This window comes from Pseudomonas sp. FG6 (assembly GCF_057809015.1).
Map to the genome: position 1 here is coordinate 86,839 of NZ_JBMDJD010000010.1, position 17,462 is coordinate 104,300.

Consider the following 17,462-nt stretch of genomic DNA (forward strand, 5'->3'; position numbering starts at 1 on the left):
GAGAGGAACGCCATGAGTCGTGAAGCCCTGCAGGAATCGCTGTCCGCAGTGATGGATAACGAAGCGGACGAATTGGAATTGCGTCGGGTGCTCAATGCCTTCGACGATGTTGAAACCCGCGAGACCTGGGCTCGTTACCAGATTGCCCGGGCGGTTATGCACAAGGACCTGTTGCTTCCGCGCTTGGACATCGCTGCGGCTGTTTCTGCTGCATTGGCTGACGAAGCGGCTCCGGTGAAGGTGTCCCGCAGTGCATGGCGCAACCTCGGTCGCCTGGCAGTGGCCGCTTCGGTCACCGTCGCCGTGCTGGCCGGTGTGCGTTTGTACAACCAGGATGAGATTGCCGGCGTGCAATTAGCGCAGCAGTCCAACCAGCCAAGCCTGGCCGCTCCGCAGGTCAAGGGCCCGGCGGTACTGGCGGGTTACAGCGAAGGTTCGGAAACCGCAGGCCCTATGGTCAACGGCGTTCTGCAAGGCCAGCCAGGCTGGCACGACCAGCGTCTGCCCAACTACCTGCGCCAGCATGCCCAACAAGCTGCCTTGAAAGGTACTGAAAGCGCACTGCCTTACGCCCGTGCGGCCAGTCTGGAAAACCGTTAAGGAAGGACCCTTGCGCGCCATACCTCTATTTACGCTGTTGCTGGGTGGCTGGTTTGCGATCCCAGCCTATGCCGATGAGGCTCAGGACTGGTTGAACCGTCTGGGCCAGGCCGAGCAACAGCAGAGCTTTCAAGGCACTTTCGTTTACGAGCGCAACGGTAGTTTCTCTACCCATAACATCTGGCATCGCGTCCAGGATGGCAAGGTCCGCGAGCGGTTACTCCAGCTCGATGGCTCGGCACAGGAAGTCCTGCGCATTGATGGGCATACTCAATGCGTCAGCGGCTCCCTGATTGCGGGACTGGGCAACACGCCCGACGCAAGTACCCGCACCCTCGATCCCCAAAAACTCAAGAATTGGTATGACCTTGGCGTCATTGGCAAGTCGCGTGTGGCCGGGCGTCAAGCGGTTATCGTTGCCCTGACCCCCAAGGACCAGCATCGCTATGGCTTCGAGCTGCATGTGGACAAGGAAACCGGCCTGCCGCTCAAGTCCCTGTTGCTCAATGACAAAGGCCAGTTGCTGGAGCGATTCCAGTTCACCCGCTTGAATATCGCGGCCCCGACGGATGACGATCTGCAGGCCAGCGCCGAATGCAAGGTGGTCGCGCCGGATTCCATCAAGGCCGCCACGGCGAAAGCGGCCTGGCACTCGGACTGGCTGCCGCCGGGCTTTGAACTGATCGGTAGCGCCGTGCGCAAGGATCCGGACTCCAAGGTCGAGGTCAATAGCCTCATGTACGACGATGGCCTGGCACGCTTCTCGGTTTTCCTGGAGCCGCTGAACGGTGCGACCGCCAGCGACACTCGTACCCAGCTCGGCCCGACGGCGGCGGTGTCCCGTCGACTGACGACGCCCCAGGGCGAGATGATGGTCACGGTGGTTGGCGAGATTCCCATCGGCACCGCGGAGCGGATTGCACTCTCCATGCGTTCCGACGTCACGGCGACTCAGTAATGGGTCGCCGGGGGCATTCGATTGGGTCGAAGGCAGCTGGCATCAGGGCCTGATCGAAATGCCGAAACTTTCTGACAGCATTTTCATTTGCAAAAAATCGGCTTTTTTTCTATAGCTCAGAGCCGCTCGGCCCTGGCCTAGTCTGTTCCCGGAACAAAAATACCGGCGTATCGTTTCTCGGTATTTCTTGGTCCATATCGCTTAACCCTGCTCGTCGTAACGGGAGCCGTATGTCGATACCACGCTTGAAAACCTATCTCTCCATCTTTGCCACTGTGCTAGTGCTCGGTCAGGCCGTGCCTGCGATGGCGGTCGAGTTGCCTGACTTTACGCAGCTGGTCGAGCAGGCGTCGCCCGCCGTGGTGAACATCAGTACGACCCAGAAGCTGCCGGATCGCCGTGTGTCGGACCAGCAGATGCCCGACCTCGAAGGCTTGCCGCCGATGCTGCGCGAGTTCTTCGAGCGTGGGATGCCGCAGCAGCCGCGTTCGCCCGGTGGTGGTCGTCAGCGCGAAGCGCAATCCTTGGGGTCGGGCTTCATTATCTCGCCTGACGGGTACATCCTGACCAACAACCACGTGATCGCTGACGCCGACGAAATCCTGGTTCGCCTGGCCGACCGCAGTGAGCTCAAGGCCAAGCTGATCGGCACCGACCCGCGCTCCGACGTGGCCCTGTTGAAAATCGATGGCAAGGACCTGCCAGTGCTCAAGCTGGGCAAGTCCCAAGACCTGAAAGCCGGCCAGTGGGTGGTCGCCATCGGTTCGCCGTTCGGCTTTGACCATACCGTGACCCAAGGCATTGTCAGCGCCATCGGCCGTAGCCTGCCGAACGAAAACTACGTTCCGTTCATCCAGACCGACGTGCCGATCAACCCGGGTAACTCCGGTGGCCCGCTGTTCAACCTCGCCGGTGAAGTGGTGGGCATCAACTCCCAGATCTACACCCGCTCGGGCGGCTTCATGGGTGTGTCCTTCGCGATCCCGATCGACGTGGCAATGGACGTGTCCAACCAACTGAAAAGCGAAGGCAAGGTCAGCCGCGGCTGGTTGGGCGTCGTGATCCAGGAAGTGAACAAGGACCTGGCCGAGTCGTTCGGGCTGGAAAAACCGGCCGGTGCGCTGGTGGCACAGATCCAGGACGGTGGCCCGGCTGCCAAGGGCGGCCTGCAAGTGGGTGATGTGATCCTGAGCCTCAATGGCCAGCCGATCGTCATGTCTGCCGACCTGCCGCACCTGGTCGGTGCCCTCAAGGCGGGCGCCAAGGCCAACCTGGAAGTGATCCGCGAAGGCAAGCGCAAGAACGTCGAGCTGACTGTTGGCGCCATCCCTGAAGAAGGCAAGGAGCTGGATTCGCTGCCTAAATCCGGCGTCGAGCGCAGCAGCAATCGCCTCGGTGTGGCGGTGGTCGAACTGACCGAAGAACAGAAGCGCACCCTGGAACTGCAAGGCGGCGTGGTGATCAAGGAGGTGCAGGACGGTCCTGCCGCCCTGATCGGTCTGCAACCAGGCGACATCATCACCCACTTGAACAACCAGGCCATTGGTTCGGCCAAGGAGTTCACCGACATCGCCAAGGCACTGCCGAAGAATCGCTCGGTGTCGATGCGGGTCCTGCGCCAAGGGCGAGCGAGCTTCATCACCTTCAAGCTGGCCGAATGACCGGTTAGTGGCTCCACGAAAAACCGCCTCGAAAGAGGCGGTTTTTTATTACCTGGCGATTACTCAGCCCATCATGTCCTTGACCATGCGCTCCTGTTCCATGAGCTCTCGTTGCCGTGCGTCGATGCGTGACGACAAGGGGAAGTTAGTGCCGGCGCGGCGTTTGGCGAAGTCCAGTTGCTGGATGGCCTGGCGATAATCGCCCACCAGCGCGAAGTACTCGGCCCGGGCTTGGTGCAGGCCGATGATGTTGCCTGACAAGCCGCGGGTCTCGGCCACCATGTACCAGACATCCGGATCGTCCGGACGGCTCTTGAGCAGGGTTTCCAGGGCCTTCTCGGCGTCGGCGGCGCGGTTCTGCTTGAGCAGCAGGTCGACGCGCACCTGGTTGAGTGGATAGTTGCCCGGGTATTGGCCCAACATCCGGTCCACGCGCGATTGAGCGTCGGCCAGCTTGTTGCTGGTGATGTCCAGGTCCACCTGGGCCAGGTTGTAGATGATTTCGTTGGGCGATTTGGCCAGCAGCGGCTTGAGGTTCTCGCGCGCCTCATTTAACTGGCCGCCCTTGATCTGGGCGATTGCCAGGCCATAGCGGGCCACGTCGTTCTTCGGGTTCTCATCCAATTGCGCCCGGAAGCGCTTGGCGCCCAGGCCGGGCGTTTCTTCGTAGGTCAACTGGACGCGTGCGCGAATCAGTTGATAGCGCATGCTGTCCTCGATGCCGCCCGGCTTGGCCTGTTCGGCGCGGTTGCGGGTGTCGGCGATCCGCGATTCCGTGACCGGGTGGGTCAGCAGGAATTCGGGTGGCCTGGCGTCGAAGCGGTATTGGCGCATCAGGCGTTCGAACATGGTCGGCATGGAGCGCGGGTCGTAGCCGGCCTTTTCCAGGTTCTGGATGCCGATACGGTCGGCTTCCTGTTCGTTCTGGCGAGAGAAGCGTCGTTGCTCCTGGATCGCGGCGGCCTGGGTCCCGGCAATGGCTGCGATCCCGGCGTCACCGCCACCGGCCGCGGCGATCACGATGCCGGTCAGCAGTGCCGCCATCATGGGCACCTGCATGCGTTGCTGGGCTTCTACGCCGCGGGCGAAGTGGCGTTGCGACAAGTGCGCCAGTTCGTGCGCCATGACCGAGGCGTATTCGCCTTCGGTCTGTGCGTTGAGAAACAGGCCGCCGTTGACCCCCACGATGCCGCCGGGTGCGGCAAAAGCGTTGAGCTGCGGGCTGTTGATCAGGATGAACTCCAGGCGCCGGTCATTGACCTGGCTGGTTTCCACCAGCTTGTAGACGCTGGATTCAACGTAGTCCTTGAGCTGTGGGTCATTGAGCTGCGAGACCTGGCTGCGCAGCAGGGCCAGCCAGGCGCGACCCAACTGGTGTTCCTGTTCCGGCGAGACAATGGCGGAGCTGGCATCGCCAAGTGACGGCAGGTCGTCGGCGAAGCCCGGTGAGGCCAGCAGGCAGGCGAGCGTCAGCAAAGTAGGGCGCAGGAATGTCATGCACGAAGCCTTAGTCGACAAAGACTCTAATGTAGCCGGACGCCAGGCCGGGGACCAGATATTCTAGGCTTTGAACGAAAAGTGCCTGCGCGACGATCATGCTGCGCTGAAAACAGGCTCGGAATGCTCATTTACTAAAGTAAACTGCGCTTGCTCGCCTGTTTTCGCCTTGCCTGATCGCCGCTCGGCGACTTTTCGTGCAAACCCTAAGGCGCTCAACCACCTGTCGCGGAGTGAACCGATGTCCGATGCTGTAGCCCACGATGCCGAGCTGGACGCCAGCGGCCTGAACTGTCCATTGCCGTTGCTCAAGGCCAAGCTGGAACTCAACCGCCTGGCCAGCGGCGCTGTGCTCAAGGTGACCGCCACGGATGCGGGTTCCCAGCGCGACTTCCGCACCTTCGCCCGATTGGCCGGTCATACGCTGCTGCTTGAAGAAGACGATAACGGCGTCTATCGCTATTGGTTGAAAAAAGCCTGATCACCGACGGCTCCCCTTAAGGATTTTTAATGTTCAAAGTGTTACGCGACTGGATCCAGCGCTACTTCTCCGATGAAGAGGCGGTGGTGCTGGCAGTGCTGTTGTTCCTGGCGTTTACCGCCGTGCTCACCTTGGGTGGCATGTTGGCACCGGTGCTGGCGGGCATGGTGCTGGCGTACCTGATGCAAGGGCTGGTCACGACGCTGGAGCGCCTGCGGCTGCCGGGCACCGTGGCGGTGGGGTTGGTGTTCGCGCTGTTCATGGGCTTGTTGGTGGTGTTCATCGTGGTGCTCGTGCCGCTGCTCTGGCACCAGTTGGTGACGTTGTTCAACGAATTGCCCGGGATGCTCGCCAAATGGCAGTCCCTGTTGCTGCTTTTGCCGGAGCGTTATCCGCACCTGGTGTCCGACGAACAGGTGCTGCAGACCATCGAAGTGGTGCGCGGCCAGATCGGCAAGTTCGGCCAGTGGGCGTTGACGTTTTCGCTGTCCAGCCTGCCGCTGTTGGTCAACATGATGATCTACCTGGTGCTGGTGCCGATCCTGGTGTTCTTTTTCCTCAAGGACCGGGAAATGATCGGGCGCTGGGTGAGTGGCTATCTGCCTCGTGAGCGGACGCTGATCACCCGGGTGGCCCAGGAGATGAACCGGCAGATCGCCAATTACATTCGCGGCAAGGTCATCGAGATTTTCATTTGCGGTGGCGTGACGTATATCGGCTTCGTGGCCCTGGGGCTCAATTATGCCGCGCTGCTGGCGTTGCTGGTGGGCGTTTCGGTGGTGGTGCCTTATGTCGGCACCGTGGTGGTAACCGTGCCGGTGGCGCTGATCGCTCTGTTCCAGTGGGGCTGGAGCGATCAGTTCATTTACCTGATGGCGGTCTACGGGATCATCCAGACGCTCGATGGCAACGTGCTGGTGCCGTTGCTGTTCTCCGAGGCGGTGAACCTGCACCCGGTGGCGATTATCTGTGCGGTGTTGTTGTTTGGCGGGTTGTGGGGCTTCTGGGGGGTGTTCTTTGCGATTCCCCTGGCGACATTGATCAAGGCGGTGCTGGATGCGTGGCCGAGCAAGGAGCCGATTGTGGCGCCGTTGTTGTGAGGCGGGCTTGGTTGCTTTGTGAAGCTGACGCCTTCGCGATCCGACTTGCTCGCGAAGGCGTCCGCTAATGCACCCAGAACCTCAGGCCTTGTTGAGCGCCTGGGCCGCTGCCAACACCGCCTCCACATGCCCCGGCACCTTCACGCCGCGCCATTCCTGGCGCAGCACACCGTCCTTGTCGATCAGGAACGTGCTGCGGTCTACGCCCAGGTATTCCTTGCCATAGAGCTTTTTCAGCTTGATCACGTCGAACAGCTGGCAGACGGCCTCGTCCTTGTCGCTGATCAGCTCGAACGGGAACGCCTGCTTGCACTTGAAGTTCTCGTGGGACTTGAGGCTGTCCCGGGAGACGCCGAACACTTCGGTGTTGGCGGCCTGGAACTGCGCGTACTGGTCACGGAAACCCTGGCCTTCGGTGGTGCAGCCGGGGGTGCTGTCCTTGGGGTAGAAGTAGATCACCACCTGCTTGCCCTTGAGGGCGGCGAGGCTGACGGTCTGCCCGCTGGTGGCGGGCGCCTGGAAATCGGTAACCGGTTGGTCGACGGCAACGGCCATGAGCGCTTCCTTACATTGGGTTCTGTGGACGCCACGGTTCGATCAGGGCATCCAGGTTCATCGCATCGGCGAAGTCCAGGAACTGATCGCGCAGCCAACTGATCTGGGTGCCGGCCGGCAGCGTCACGGTGAAGGTGGCGTTGAGCATGGTGCCGCCGGTCTGCGGAGCCTGGTAGGTGTCGCAGGTCAGGTTTTCCAGCTCGACGTGGTGGTCCATGAAGAACTGGCACAGCTCGTTGATGATGTCAGGACGGTAGGCCGAGCTGACATAGGCCACGTAGGGCAGGGCCTGGGGACGGTTCTCCAGGGCGGCGCTGCGCACCACGTTGACGGTGAAGGCGTACTTCTTGGCCAGCATCGGCAGGCTGCCTTCCAGGCGGGCCAGGGCGTCCCAGCTGCCGGAGACCTCGAGTACGAGCGCACTGCATTCGCCATGGCGGGTCAGGCGTGAGGTCACGACGGCGCAGCGGTTTTCATGGCTGGCGCGGCACAGGACGTTAGTCAGCTCCATGGGGTTGGCGCCAAGGGCACTGATAACTAGGAATTGTTCGCGGACTGTGGGGGTGGACATGCAGCATTCCTAAAGCGATGAGCGGTCGGCACTTTTGCAACAAGGCGCGGCGCCAGGCCCGGAAACGAACGGCTCAAGCCCTGTTCCCGGGGTTGCACTGCATTTCCGGGAGAGCGGGATGCACCCGGACAAACACAGGATCGGGGCTTGTGGCGACGAAAACGGAGGCTGGAAACCGGCGTATGAGCTTATCGGTACCGATCAAAGTCTGAAGGGTAGCGAAAACCATCGCCAAGGGGAATGGTAGTTCGCTTGTACAAGCATCTTGGCGCCAGTACCATTACCGCTCTCTTTTTCCGGCAGGAGCGGTTTCATGATTGCGGGCAGTATGGTGGCACTGGTCACACCCATGGATGCACAAGGGCATCTTGACTGGGCCAGCCTCAGCAAACTCGTGGACTTCCACCTTGAGAACGGCACCCACGCCATTGTTGCCGTTGGCACCACGGGCGAGTCGGCGACCCTCGATGTCAATGAGCACATCGAAGTCATCCGGGCCGTAGTCAAGCAGGTCAACGGTCGCATTCCGGTCATCGCCGGTACGGGCGCCAACTCGACCCGCGAAGCCGTCGAGCTGACCCGCAATGCCAAGGAAGCCGGTGCCGACGCCTGCCTGCTGGTCGTTCCGTACTACAACAAGCCGACCCAGGAAGGCTTGTACCAGCACTTCAAGCACATTGCCGAAGCGGTCGACATCCCGCAGATCCTCTACAACGTTCCCGGCCGTACCTCCTGCGACATGCAGGCCGAGACCGTGATCCGCCTGTCCACCGTGCCGAACATCATTGGTATCAAGGAAGCCACTGGTGACCTCAAGCGCGCCAAGGCCATCCTCGATGGCGTGAGCAAGGACTTCATCGTGCTGTCCGGCGATGATCCGACGGCGGTCGAGCTGATCCTGCTGGGTGGCAAGGGCAACATTTCCGTTACCGCCAACGTCGCTCCGCGCGAAATGGCCGACCTGTGCGAGGCTGCGCTGCGGGGCGACGCCGAAACCGCACGGGCCATCAACGAAAAACTGATGCCGCTGCACAAGGACCTGTTCATCGAAGCCAACCCGATTCCGGTGAAGTGGGCTTTGGTCGAGATGGGCCTGATGCACCCAGGTATCCGCCTGCCGCTCACCTGGTTGAGCAAGGCCTGTCATGAACCGCTGCGGCAGGCCATGCGCCAGTCCGGCGTCCTGGTTTAATTCGAGGAAGTACAACGCATGAAGCGAATGGCCGGACTTTCCGCACTTGCCTTGATCATCTCCAGCACCAGCGGCTGCGGATGGATCTGGGGGCCGGAGGGTTACTTCCGCGACCGTGGTAGCGACTACCTGCAAGCGCAACAGACTGCACCGATGCAACTGCCGCAAGACGTCAACGTCTCCAAGCGCCTGGACCCGCTGCTGCCGATCCCGCGCAACGTGGCTGACGACACCGCCAAGGGCGAATACGTCGTGCCGCGTCCGCAACCGCTGTCGGCAATCGCCGACGCCAGCGACTACACGCTGCAAAAGAGTGGCGATTCGAGCTGGGTCATGGCCCAGCATCCGCCGGCCGAAGTCTGGCCTGTGGCGATCCAGTTCTTCCAGGACAACGGTTTCCGCCTGGACGAGCAGCGCCCGCAAACCGGCGAATTCAGCACCACCTGGCAGCGCTCCGATGAACTGTCCGCCTCCATGGGCAAGCGCCTGAGCGCCGCCGGTGTCGCCGCCGACAGCGAAACCCGCGTGCGGGTGCGCATCGAGCCGGGCGTGCAGCGCAACACCAGTGAAATCTATGTGGTCAGCGCCGAGCGTCCCGCTGGCAGCACTGCCGACGTGGCGTTCACCAATCGTTCGGTCAATACCGGCCTCGACGCGGCACTGGTGGACGACATGCTTGCCAGCATGAGCCGCACCGCAGAGCAGGGCGGTTCGGTCTCGATGCTGGCTACCCGGGACTTCGATGCGCCGAGCCGCGTCAGCCTGAGCGAAGACGGCAGCGGCAACCCGGTGCTCAACGTCGGCTCCGACCTGGACCGTGCCTGGTCGAGTGTGGGCCGAGCGCTGGAGCAGGGCGAATGGCGAGTTGAAGACATCAACCGCAGCCTGGGCCTGTACTACATCAACCTCGCTGAAAAAGCCGAGAAGAAAGACGAGAAGCCAGGTTTCTTCAGCAGCCTGTTCGGTGGCAAGCCCGACAAGGAAGAAATCGAAGCCCGTGCCGAGCGTTATCAGGTTCGCCTGAGCAAGGTGGGCGACAGCGTTCAGGTAACCGTCGAGAAGAACATCAACACCGTGGCGCCGGCCGATGTGGCCCGCAAGGTGTTGAGCGTGATTCAGGACAACCTGGGCTGATCCGATGCGTTTTGCCGTTCTCGGCAGCGGTAGCCAGGGAAACGGCACGCTGGTAGCCAGTGCCGATACCTATGTGCTGGTCGATTGTGGTTTCTCCCTGCGGGAAACCGAGAAGCGCCTGTTGCGCCTGGGTGTGCATCCGGCGCAACTGAGCGCGATACTGGTAACCCACGAACATGCCGACCACGTGCATGGCGTGGGTTTGCTGTCTCGGCGCTACAATCTGCCGGTGTACCTCAGCCGTGGAACGCTGGGCGGCCTGCGCAAGCCCATCGAGCCGGCTGGCTTCGTTGCCGGTGGCGAGCAGTTGCGCATTGGTGCCCTGGACATCAGTGTGGTCAGCGTGGCACACGATGCCCGCGAACCCACGCAATACGTGTTCAGCGACGGGGAGCGACGCTTCGGCTTGCTGACCGACCTGGGCTCCTATTGTGACAGGGTCATGGACAGTTACCGGGACCTCGATGCGTTGATGATCGAGTCCAACCATTGCCGCGACATGTTGGCGCGAGGGTACTATCCGTATTTCCTCAAGCAGCGGGTCGGCGGGGAACATGGACATTTGAACAACCACCAGGCGGCATTCCTGGTGGCCGAGTTGGGCTGGCAAGGCTTGCAACACCTCGTCCTGGCCCATCTGAGCAGCAAGAACAACCTGCCGCAGCTGGCCCGGCAATGTTTTGTCGACACCCTTGGGTGCGACCCGGACTGGCTGCAACTGGCCGATCAAGATTCAGGGCTCGACTGGCGACACATCGCCTAGCCCATCTACTTAGCAAGCGGAGCCCATCATGGAAAAACGTGAAGAACTCTACCGCGGCAAAGCCAAGTCGGTTTACAAGACCGACGACGCCGACCGCTTGATCCTGCTGTTTCGCAACGACACTTCGGCGTTCGACGGCAAGCGCATCGAACAACTGGACCGCAAGGGCATGGTGAACAACAAGTTCAACGCCTTCATCATGCAGAAACTCGAAGCCGCCGGCGTGCCGACCCAGTTCGACAAGCTGCTGGGCGACAACGAATGCCTGGTCAAGAAGCTGGACATGATCCCGGTCGAGTGCGTCGTGCGTAACTACGCCGCCGGCAGCCTGGTCAAGCGCCTGGGCGTGGAAGAGGGCATGAAGCTCAACCCCTACACCTTCGAACTGTTCCTGAAGGACGACGCCAAGGGCGACCCGTTCATCAACGAATCCCACGTCGTGGCGTTCGGTTGGGGCACCGCCGAGCAACTGGCGCGCATGAAGGAGTTGTCCCTCAAGGTCAACGACGTGCTGAGCAAGCTGTTCGACGACGCCGGCCTGCTGCTGGTGGACTTCAAGCTTGAATTCGGCGTGTTCAGCGACGGCTCCATCGTCCTGGGCGACGAGTTCAGCCCTGACGGCTGCCGCCTGTGGGACAAGGACACCAAGAAGAAGATGGACAAGGACCGCTTCCGCCAAGGCCTCGGTGGCGTCATCGAAGCCTACGAAGAAGTCGCCCAGCGTCTGGGTGTGCCGCTGTAATCGACGCAAACATCTGATAGCACAGAAAAATTTTCGCTCGGGGGTTCGCTTCCGGCGAATGTGCTGGTATGATGCGCGCCACTGGAGAGATGCCGGAGTGGCCGAACGGGACGGATTCGAAATCCGTTGTACTGGCGACAGTACCTAGGGTTCAAATCCCTATCTCTCCGCCATATATAGAAGCCCCTGAAACCTTAGGTTTCAGGGGCTTTTTGGTTGTGCGTCCCACGTAGACGCAGTCTTGTGGAAGGTCTCGCCGTTAGCTGACCTCAGCAGGGCGCGCACGCTTGTGTGACACCTTCATCGGTACAGACATTGCTCTTTGTTACATGATCGAGCTTTCTTTATCCGGTTTTGATGGTGTTAAATGCTCTCCTCGTGAACCCAAGTGATCTACAGTGATCCTACAAAGGACGCTGGGATTCCTATAGGCCACGCTCACCATGAGGCCTTCAGGCCATGTCCTGCTGACATTGCAGGAAAAAATTGTGTTGGAGAGAAGTCATGTCTAAAGGCAATGTCGTCTCGTTTACCGAAAAAAAGGCCGAGATTCAGGCCGGCATCGAGTTCCTTGATTTGCTCGATAGGGATATCAGGGAAAATCCTGAGGATGTCCAGCCTATCCCTCGTGGCCTATTGCAGCGGATTCAAGCTGTTCGCAAGCAGGCAGACGACAATCGTCGTCGCGAGCTTCAAGAAGGCTAAGCGTGACTGAAAGCACGATCCATATCGAAAACGGGTGGGCACTTTATGCCCACCCGTTGTTCATTGCGCGCCTCGAAGAAATCACCACCACCGTTGAGAGGCTGGTGGCTAATGATCCGGACGGCTTTCATCATCATCCGACTTATAAGCTTTTCGACGCAATGAGCGAGAACATCCTGATAAATGTTCCATCGGACCCGGCCCATACCTGCTATCGCCAGGGGAAAACGTTGGGGCGTGACTTCAAGCATTGGTTCCGAGTAAAGAAGCAAGGGATGCCGCCACGGTATCGCCTGTTTTTTCAGTTCAGGTCCGAGGCCCCGAAGACCATCATCTATGCATGGCTCAACGATGAGAAGACATTGAGGAAGGATGGCGACAAAAGCGATGTCTATGCAGTTTTTACCGCAATGCTTCAAAACGGAAAAATGCCGAACACTTACACCGACTTGATCGCGGCTTGTGCTGTCTTGGAATATGGAAGCTCTACGACAGGAACGAAAGAAGACTAGATCAGTCTGCTTCCAACCATGCTCGTTTCGGCGAAATGGGACTCTAGGCCTGATGCCGGTCAGTTAGCAGCAAATCTGTGGGAGCAAAGCTTGCTCGCGATTGAGGTAAGCCGGTCGACAATGATATTGCCTACTCTGCCGCTATCGCGAGCAAGCTTTGCTCCCACAGGATTTACGCTGTTTACTCCTAACTGGCAGGCATTACTCTAAGGCCGGCTCTGCGTCCAAGCGTCGGGCTATGACATCGAGTACGTCGCAACCATCCCTCAAGGGAATGCAGCACAGTTGTGCAAAGTCCTGAAGGACCACCGAATCACTCGGAATGTCTCCACGCATCGCGAGGTTTTCTAAGAATTGGGTGACAGCGCGGATTCTATAGCCTGCTGTATCAAGCAGGATGTGCAAAGGCGTAGAGGTATCGACGAAGAGGGGTTGATCGTCGGCATTACTGGTAAGAGCCATATATCTATTCATTTCAAACTCCATTTGATCGAGGGCTTTCTTACCATTTGTCATTGAGTCGCCAAACCCAAGCCGCTCTTACGAGCGACGTTTGGACTATAGGGTCTTGTTGGAGAAACCATCAATCAGATGATGCGTAAGAAGATTCCCAGAATTCCGTGAGCAAGAAACGTCAGAAAATTCCCCATTTCATTGGCCTCCACCCCGTCATATTTATCCCGCCTGACCCCCTCCGTAACCCGCACAAACATTGTCGCAACCGGACTGATGGTCTATAGCTCAAGGCATGGCTGCCGATAGGCAAGTTAATTCCCCTGCAAGGAGTGCTCCTCATGCCGCGGTTTTTTGCCGATCTGGGCTTTCGTTGGAAGATCACCCTGCCGATTGCGTTCCTGGCACTTCTGTTGGTGCTAATGGGGTGGTCGGGTGTGCGCGGTATCGGTCAGGTGACGGCGTCCAGTACGCAGTTGACCAACCGTTATTTGCCCGCCATCAGTCTGTTGCTCAATGCCGATCGTGACCTTTACCAGGCTTTTGTGGCCGAGCGGAGCATGCTCAACAGCGGTGCCAGTGAGCATCTGCAGGCGTTGCGTGCCAGTCATGGGGAAAACCTGAAGCAGGCTTATGATCGCGTGCAGAAATATGCAGCATTGCACCCGAGTGCCGATGCGTTGGCGTTGGTCAGTCAGTTCAATGATCGTTTTGCGCAGTGGTCGCAGGTTTCGCGGCAGGTGGTCGAGCAGGCCGTGAGCAATCCGCAGGCGGCCAGTGCGCTGAGTTTTGGTGAGGGTGAAAGCAAGTTCGACACCCTGCGCGATGCCATCGACAAGCTCGGTGAGCTGGAAGACGCCGCCGCGCAGGGCGAAGGCCAGGCGGCGATCGATCATGGTGAGGCGGTGGGCATGCAGCAGGGTGGCATCCTGTTGGTCGGTCTGCTGGGTTGCATCCTGCTGATCGTGGCCTTGCCCATGGTCGTGCTGCGTCCCATGCGTCGGCTGTTGCACCGTGTCGAGCAGATCGCCGAGGGTGGTGGTGATTTGAAGGGGCGTCTGGAGGTGCGTTCGGCTGACGAGTTGGGGCAGTTGGGCGGTGCGTTCAACCGCTTTCTCGATAAGCTGCAACCGTTGATTGCCGAAGTGGGTCGGGTGACCGGTGAGGTCGATGCCGCGGCCCGCGCCATGGCGAACATGGCCGCGACCAATGATCAGTTGATCAGCAGCGAGCATGCGGCGCTGGACCAGGTCAGTACGGCGGCGACGCAGATGAGTGCCGCGGTGCATGAGGTGGCGCACAACGCCGTCAGCGCTTCGGACGCCGCGCAGCAGGCCAGCGGACAGTCCCGCGATGGCGCTGAGGTGGTCAGCAGCACCATCGAGTCTATTCGCCAGCTGGCCCATGAAGTGGAAAGCGCCTCGGGGACGATCGAGGCATTGGCCCAGGAGACTTCCAGTATCGGTGCGGTGCTGGAAGTGATCCGGGGCATCGCCGAACAGACCAACCTGCTGGCGTTGAACGCCGCCATCGAGGCGGCGCGGGCCGGCGAGCAGGGTCGTGGTTTTGCCGTGGTGGCCGACGAAGTGAGGGCCTTGGCGGCACGGACCCAGGATTCGACCAAGGACATCCAGGTGCGCATCGAACGCTTGCAGGCCGGTGTCGCCAAAGCGGTGCAGGCCATGCAGGTCGGCAGCAGCAAGGCCCGCGACAGTGTCGAGCGTGCGGCGGGCGTCGATCAGGTGCTCAACGGCACCAGTGGTTCGATACAACGCATCAACGACATGGCTGCACAGATCGCCAACGCCTGTGAGGAGCAGAGCAGTGTCACCGAGGAGATCGCTCGCAACATTTCCGACATCCGCGACCTGTCCAACGAAGCGGCAGAGAATTCCGCCCAGAGCATGCATGCCAGCCAGCAGCTTTCGAGCCTGTCGAGGAGCCTGGCAGAGCTGACGGGCCGCTTCCGGACCTGAGGACGGTGCGCTCGTGTCCACCCAGGATAGCCTGAGGGTGCTGCATCAGGACGGTTTCGTCCTGTTGCCTGGAGTGTTGGACGCCGTACGCATTGCCGGTCTGCGCCAGGCCATCGACCAATTGAAGCCCCAGCATTGGGACTACAGCGGGGTCATTGATCACTACAAGTGCGTGTTCAATCGCGACCCGTTCTGGTTGGCATTTCTGGACGTGGCCGGGGTGATCGAACTGGCCGAAGCCGCGTTGGGGGAGGACTGCCACATCATCGGGCAGACCGCGTGGCGCTGCCACCCTGGCTACGTCGCCCCACCGCTGCATCTGGATTACCTGCCGATGGCATTGCCGCCTGGGCTGTTGGCCGACCCTGCCTTTGAACTGCCGATGCACGTTTTTACCGCGCAGTTCTACCTGGATGACATCGACGCTGACTTGAGCCCTACTCGGGTCATTCCCGGCAGTCACCGGGCGGGGCGGGCGCCCGTCACCGGTGAAACGCAATGGCAGGGGCGGGCGGCACAACCGATCTTGTGCCGCGCGGGTGACGTGCTGATCTTGCGCAGCGAGTTGTGGCACGCGGGCAGCGACAACCGGACCGCCGACCGCACGCGGTATCTGCTCCAGGTGCATTATGGCCGGCGGATGGTCGCGCAGAAGTTCTCACCTTACCTGCATTGGCAGTTCAACCCGGTTGTCCTGGCTGCCGCGACACCTCGTCAGCGGCGGCTGTTGGGCGATCATCAGGAAGCTGAATACGACTGAGCCCGGCTGCGTCAGATCCACACGTCATTGACGGCCGTGCGTTCGTTGGTTTCATCACCGGTATTGAGCACGCCGCGTGGCTCGATCAGCAGCAGTTTGACTTCCCGGGCGGCGCTGGGCTTGTGTTCGATGCCTTTCTTGACGACGTACATTTCGCCCGCGCCGATCGTGACCGCGCCGTCGCGAAATTCGATGCGAAGCTCGCCTTCCAGCACGATGAAGGTCTCATCGGTGTCGGCGTGGCTGTGCCAGATGAATTCACCTTCGAGCCGGACGATCTTGAATTGGTAGTCGTTCATTTCGGCCACGACTTTCGGGGTCCACTGTTCTTGGAACAGGGTGTATTTCTCGGCGAAGTTGATGGGGGCGTATTGGCTGGTCATCGCAAAACTCCTCGTGTGGTAAGGGGATGACCTTACTGCCCGGGCCTGGATGGGTCTTGCATGATCGTGCAGCTTTTTGCCGCGTGCGGTCGTTACCGTTGGCGCAGCATGTTCAGCCAGCGTGCCGGTGAGAGGCCGAAGGCTTGGGTATGCAGCCGGGTCATGTGGCTCTGATCGAAAAAACCACAAGCCAGGGCCGCTTCGCTCAGTGACAGGCCGCGCGAGGCCAGGCGTCGGGCTTCGCTCAGTCGCCGTTGGGTGATGTAGCGATAGGGGCTGGTGCCGTACAGGGCGCGAAAATCCCGGGACAGGCTCCATCGATCCCTGCCGCTTGCCTGCACCAGGTCGTCCAGGGTGATCGACTGGTCGAGGGCATCGTGGATGAACAGGCGGGCCCGCTCGGCCGCCGGGTAGTCGATCAGCCGCCGTCCCCGTCGGTTGCCCGCGGCGAGGTCGAGTGCCTGGGCCACATCGTAGATGGCGTCCTCTTCCTCCAGCGGATCGAGCGGGTTATCCATGCTGCTCAATAACCGGCGAGTCGCGATGTTGAGGCGCGGGTCGGCGGTCAATCCGCCTTCGATGAACGGCAAGGGCTTGCCACCTAACACTTGCTGGATCAGCGAAGGTTCGATGTAGAACATCCTGTAGCGAAAACCGTCCCTCGTCCCAGCCTCACCGTCGTGCACCTCGTCCGGGTGCAGGACGATCGTTCCCCCGGGCTGGCTGTGGCGCTTGCTGTGTCGGTAATGAAAGCTCTGGACACCGGCAAGCGTCACGCCGATGGCATAGGTGTCATGCCGGTGGGGCGTGTAGCCGTGGCCGCTGAAATAGGCCTCGATGCGTTCGAGCTTCCTTGATTCAGGTGCCCGCATCAGCCAGTCGCGCGGGGGGATGGATTGAGTCACTGGGGACGGCCTCTTGCCTTTCTGTACACCCTGCCGGATCTGCACACGATACCTGCACACGATAGCGCTCTGCTCATCCAGACCACAGCGAAAAAACCACCGGGCCGGCTCCAGGCCGCAAAAAAGCGGTTTGTCCCAAGGAGCCGCCCATGGGCCGTTACCGTGTCGGCGCTTCAGATTTCCTTCACTGGCGTTTCGCCGTGGGCGTTCTTGATCAGTTGGATGACGTGAAGGCAGTCGGACTTGTTCACGTAGGATTCGCCACTGGCGATCGTTTCGTGGTTACCGGCCCGCAGGCGCCAGCGCCACTGGCCTTTTCCGCTGCTGTGGGTGCCGCGGGTCTGTCGATAGATTTCAAAGTACATCGGGTTCGCTCCCTGCGATTGATTCAATCAAGACATGCGTTGGACATGTGGCTGCAAGCCTAGCCACAGGGAGGGTTTTGGCTACGAAAAAATCGTTTCCATTGATGATCGAGCGGTGCTGATGCGGTTCACGCTTCCTACAGACGCTT

At 60.4% G+C, this 17,462-nt stretch carries 20 protein-coding genes, 1 tRNA gene and 1 pseudogene; 15 read left to right on the forward strand and 7 right to left on the reverse strand.

Going from position 1 to position 17,462, the window contains the following annotated elements; translation table 11 throughout:
* Positions 1-12: 12 nt before the first annotated feature.
* The 3 genes from ACODSJ_RS08905 to ACODSJ_RS08915 all read left to right on the forward strand — a co-directional run bounded on the left by ACODSJ_RS08905 (position 13) and on the right by ACODSJ_RS08915 (position 3,219).
* A complete protein-coding gene (locus ACODSJ_RS08905; protein ID WP_489101367.1) occupies positions 13-600 on the forward strand; it encodes a sigma-E factor negative regulatory protein in 588 nt (195 codons plus the stop codon).
* Positions 601-610: 10 nt separating this feature from the next.
* Positions 611-1,558: a MucB/RseB C-terminal domain-containing protein gene (locus tag ACODSJ_RS08910; protein WP_489101368.1), complete on the forward strand. Its 948-nt coding sequence runs from the start codon at positions 611-613 to the stop codon at positions 1,556-1,558.
* A gap of 230 nt (positions 1,559-1,788) precedes the next feature.
* Positions 1,789-3,219, forward strand: coding sequence for a DegQ family serine endoprotease (locus ACODSJ_RS08915; RefSeq protein WP_489101369.1), 1,431 nt, complete (start codon positions 1,789-1,791; stop codon positions 3,217-3,219).
* Between the two features lie 63 nt (positions 3,220-3,282).
* Here ACODSJ_RS08915 and ACODSJ_RS08920 read toward each other — a convergent pair whose 3' ends face one another.
* Positions 3,283-4,716, reverse strand: coding sequence for a M48 family metalloprotease (locus ACODSJ_RS08920; RefSeq protein WP_489101370.1), 1,434 nt, complete (start codon positions 4,714-4,716; stop codon positions 3,283-3,285).
* Positions 4,717-4,957: 241 nt separating this feature from the next.
* Between ACODSJ_RS08920 and ACODSJ_RS08925 the strand changes: the two genes are divergently transcribed.
* Positions 4,958-5,197 carry a sulfurtransferase TusA family protein gene (locus tag ACODSJ_RS08925; protein WP_260963081.1) on the forward strand — a complete coding sequence of 80 codons (240 nt, stop codon included), beginning with the start codon at positions 4,958-4,960 and terminating at the stop codon, positions 5,195-5,197.
* A gap of 29 nt (positions 5,198-5,226) precedes the next feature.
* Entirely contained in the window at positions 5,227-6,297 is a 1,071-nt protein-coding gene (locus ACODSJ_RS08930) for an AI-2E family transporter (RefSeq protein WP_489101371.1), read from the forward strand.
* Between the two features lie 81 nt (positions 6,298-6,378).
* Here the strand turns inward: ACODSJ_RS08930 and ACODSJ_RS08935 are convergent, their stop codons facing one another.
* Together ACODSJ_RS08935 and ACODSJ_RS08940 are read right to left on the reverse strand one after the other, a co-directional pair.
* Complete coding sequence (locus ACODSJ_RS08935) at positions 6,379-6,852, reverse strand: peroxiredoxin (RefSeq protein WP_489101372.1); 474 nt, start codon at positions 6,850-6,852, stop codon at positions 6,379-6,381.
* Positions 6,853-6,862: 10 nt separating this feature from the next.
* Entirely contained in the window at positions 6,863-7,423 is a 561-nt protein-coding gene (locus ACODSJ_RS08940; RefSeq protein ID WP_489101373.1) for a glycine cleavage system transcriptional repressor, read from the reverse strand.
* 313 nt (positions 7,424-7,736) lie between these two features.
* On the opposite strand from ACODSJ_RS08940, the gene dapA reads away from it, so the two are divergent.
* The 7 genes from dapA to ACODSJ_RS08975 all read left to right on the forward strand — a co-directional run bounded on the left by dapA (position 7,737) and on the right by ACODSJ_RS08975 (position 12,471).
* On the forward strand, positions 7,737-8,615 hold the full coding sequence (dapA, locus tag ACODSJ_RS08945; RefSeq protein ID WP_489101374.1) for a 4-hydroxy-tetrahydrodipicolinate synthase: 879 nt from the start codon (positions 7,737-7,739) through the stop codon (positions 8,613-8,615).
* An 18-nt stretch (positions 8,616-8,633) separates the two neighbouring features.
* The gene (bamC, locus tag ACODSJ_RS08950) at positions 8,634-9,749 is read left to right on the forward strand and encodes an NlpB/DapX family lipoprotein (protein WP_489101375.1); all 1,116 of its coding nucleotides are present in this window, start codon (positions 8,634-8,636) and stop codon (positions 9,747-9,749) included.
* Positions 9,750-9,753: 4 nt separating this feature from the next.
* On the forward strand, positions 9,754-10,512 hold the full coding sequence (locus ACODSJ_RS08955) for an MBL fold metallo-hydrolase (RefSeq protein WP_489101376.1): 759 nt from the start codon (positions 9,754-9,756) through the stop codon (positions 10,510-10,512).
* 28 nt (positions 10,513-10,540) lie between these two features.
* The gene (gene purC, locus ACODSJ_RS08960) at positions 10,541-11,254 is read left to right on the forward strand and encodes a phosphoribosylaminoimidazolesuccinocarboxamide synthase (RefSeq protein WP_489101377.1); all 714 of its coding nucleotides are present in this window, start codon (positions 10,541-10,543) and stop codon (positions 11,252-11,254) included.
* A gap of 83 nt (positions 11,255-11,337) precedes the next feature.
* A tRNA-Ser gene (locus tag ACODSJ_RS08965) sits at positions 11,338-11,427 on the forward strand.
* Positions 11,428-11,758: 331 nt separating this feature from the next.
* Entirely contained in the window at positions 11,759-11,959 is a 201-nt protein-coding gene (locus ACODSJ_RS08970; RefSeq protein WP_489101378.1) for a hypothetical protein, read from the forward strand.
* A 2-nt stretch (positions 11,960-11,961) separates the two neighbouring features.
* Complete coding sequence (locus ACODSJ_RS08975) at positions 11,962-12,471, forward strand: type II toxin-antitoxin system YhaV family toxin (RefSeq protein ID WP_489101379.1); 510 nt, start codon at positions 11,962-11,964, stop codon at positions 12,469-12,471.
* A 201-nt stretch (positions 12,472-12,672) separates the two neighbouring features.
* Here the strand turns inward: ACODSJ_RS08975 and ACODSJ_RS08980 are convergent, their stop codons facing one another.
* Positions 12,673-12,945 (reverse strand): short-chain dehydrogenase, encoded by a 273-nt coding sequence (locus tag ACODSJ_RS08980; RefSeq protein ID WP_489101424.1) that lies wholly within the window; start codon positions 12,943-12,945, stop codon positions 12,673-12,675.
* Between the two features lie 320 nt (positions 12,946-13,265).
* On the opposite strand from ACODSJ_RS08980, the pseudogene ACODSJ_RS08985 reads away from it, so the two are divergent.
* The 3 genes and pseudogenes from ACODSJ_RS08985 to ACODSJ_RS08995 all read left to right on the forward strand — a co-directional run.
* A pseudogene (locus ACODSJ_RS08985) lies at positions 13,266-14,042 on the forward strand (MCP four helix bundle domain-containing protein); the annotation flags it as partial.
* Between the two features lie 78 nt (positions 14,043-14,120).
* Positions 14,121-14,900, forward strand: coding sequence for a methyl-accepting chemotaxis protein (locus ACODSJ_RS08990; protein WP_489101425.1), 780 nt, complete (start codon positions 14,121-14,123; stop codon positions 14,898-14,900).
* Between the two features lie 13 nt (positions 14,901-14,913).
* A complete protein-coding gene (locus tag ACODSJ_RS08995; RefSeq protein ID WP_489101380.1) occupies positions 14,914-15,660 on the forward strand; it encodes a phytanoyl-CoA dioxygenase family protein in 747 nt (248 codons plus the stop codon).
* A gap of 11 nt (positions 15,661-15,671) precedes the next feature.
* On the opposite strand, the gene ACODSJ_RS09000 is transcribed toward ACODSJ_RS08995, so the two are convergent.
* From ACODSJ_RS09000 to ACODSJ_RS09010, 3 genes are all read right to left on the reverse strand, one after another.
* Complete coding sequence (locus tag ACODSJ_RS09000) at positions 15,672-16,043, reverse strand: cupin domain-containing protein (RefSeq protein WP_489101381.1); 372 nt, start codon at positions 16,041-16,043, stop codon at positions 15,672-15,674.
* Between the two features lie 92 nt (positions 16,044-16,135).
* Positions 16,136-16,948: an AraC family transcriptional regulator gene (locus ACODSJ_RS09005; RefSeq protein ID WP_489101382.1), complete on the reverse strand. Its 813-nt coding sequence runs from the start codon at positions 16,946-16,948 to the stop codon at positions 16,136-16,138.
* Positions 16,949-17,121: 173 nt separating this feature from the next.
* Positions 17,122-17,313 carry a YegP family protein gene (locus ACODSJ_RS09010; protein ID WP_489101383.1) on the reverse strand — a complete coding sequence of 64 codons (192 nt, stop codon included), beginning with the start codon at positions 17,311-17,313 and terminating at the stop codon, positions 17,122-17,124.
* Positions 17,314-17,462: the final 149 nt, after the last annotated feature.

Coding starts and splice junctions, on each gene's coding strand:
- ACODSJ_RS08990 (WP_489101425.1), top strand. CDS start 14,121: ATGGCCGCGACCAATGATCAGTTGATCAGCAGCGAGCATGCGGCGCTG.
- bamC (WP_489101375.1), top strand. CDS start 8,634: ATGAAGCGAATGGCCGGACTTTCCGCACTTGCCTTGATCATCTCCAGC.
- ACODSJ_RS08935 (WP_489101372.1), bottom strand. CDS start 6,852: ATGGCCGTTGCCGTCGACCAACCGGTTACCGATTTCCAGGCGCCCGCC.
- ACODSJ_RS09010 (WP_489101383.1), bottom strand. CDS start 17,313: ATGTACTTTGAAATCTATCGACAGACCCGCGGCACCCACAGCAGCGGA.
- purC (WP_489101377.1), top strand. CDS start 10,541: ATGGAAAAACGTGAAGAACTCTACCGCGGCAAAGCCAAGTCGGTTTAC.
- ACODSJ_RS08925 (WP_260963081.1), top strand. CDS start 4,958: ATGTCCGATGCTGTAGCCCACGATGCCGAGCTGGACGCCAGCGGCCTG.
- ACODSJ_RS08970 (WP_489101378.1), top strand. CDS start 11,759: ATGTCTAAAGGCAATGTCGTCTCGTTTACCGAAAAAAAGGCCGAGATT.
- ACODSJ_RS08980 (WP_489101424.1), bottom strand. CDS start 12,945: ATGAATAGATATATGGCTCTTACCAGTAATGCCGACGATCAACCCCTC.
- ACODSJ_RS08920 (WP_489101370.1), bottom strand. CDS start 4,716: ATGACATTCCTGCGCCCTACTTTGCTGACGCTCGCCTGCCTGCTGGCC.
- ACODSJ_RS08905 (WP_489101367.1), top strand. CDS start 13: ATGAGTCGTGAAGCCCTGCAGGAATCGCTGTCCGCAGTGATGGATAAC.
- ACODSJ_RS09000 (WP_489101381.1), bottom strand. CDS start 16,043: ATGACCAGCCAATACGCCCCCATCAACTTCGCCGAGAAATACACCCTG.
- dapA (WP_489101374.1), top strand. CDS start 7,737: ATGATTGCGGGCAGTATGGTGGCACTGGTCACACCCATGGATGCACAA.
- ACODSJ_RS08915 (WP_489101369.1), top strand. CDS start 1,789: ATGTCGATACCACGCTTGAAAACCTATCTCTCCATCTTTGCCACTGTG.
- ACODSJ_RS08930 (WP_489101371.1), top strand. CDS start 5,227: ATGTTCAAAGTGTTACGCGACTGGATCCAGCGCTACTTCTCCGATGAA.
- ACODSJ_RS08955 (WP_489101376.1), top strand. CDS start 9,754: ATGCGTTTTGCCGTTCTCGGCAGCGGTAGCCAGGGAAACGGCACGCTG.
- ACODSJ_RS08940 (WP_489101373.1), bottom strand. CDS start 7,423: ATGTCCACCCCCACAGTCCGCGAACAATTCCTAGTTATCAGTGCCCTT.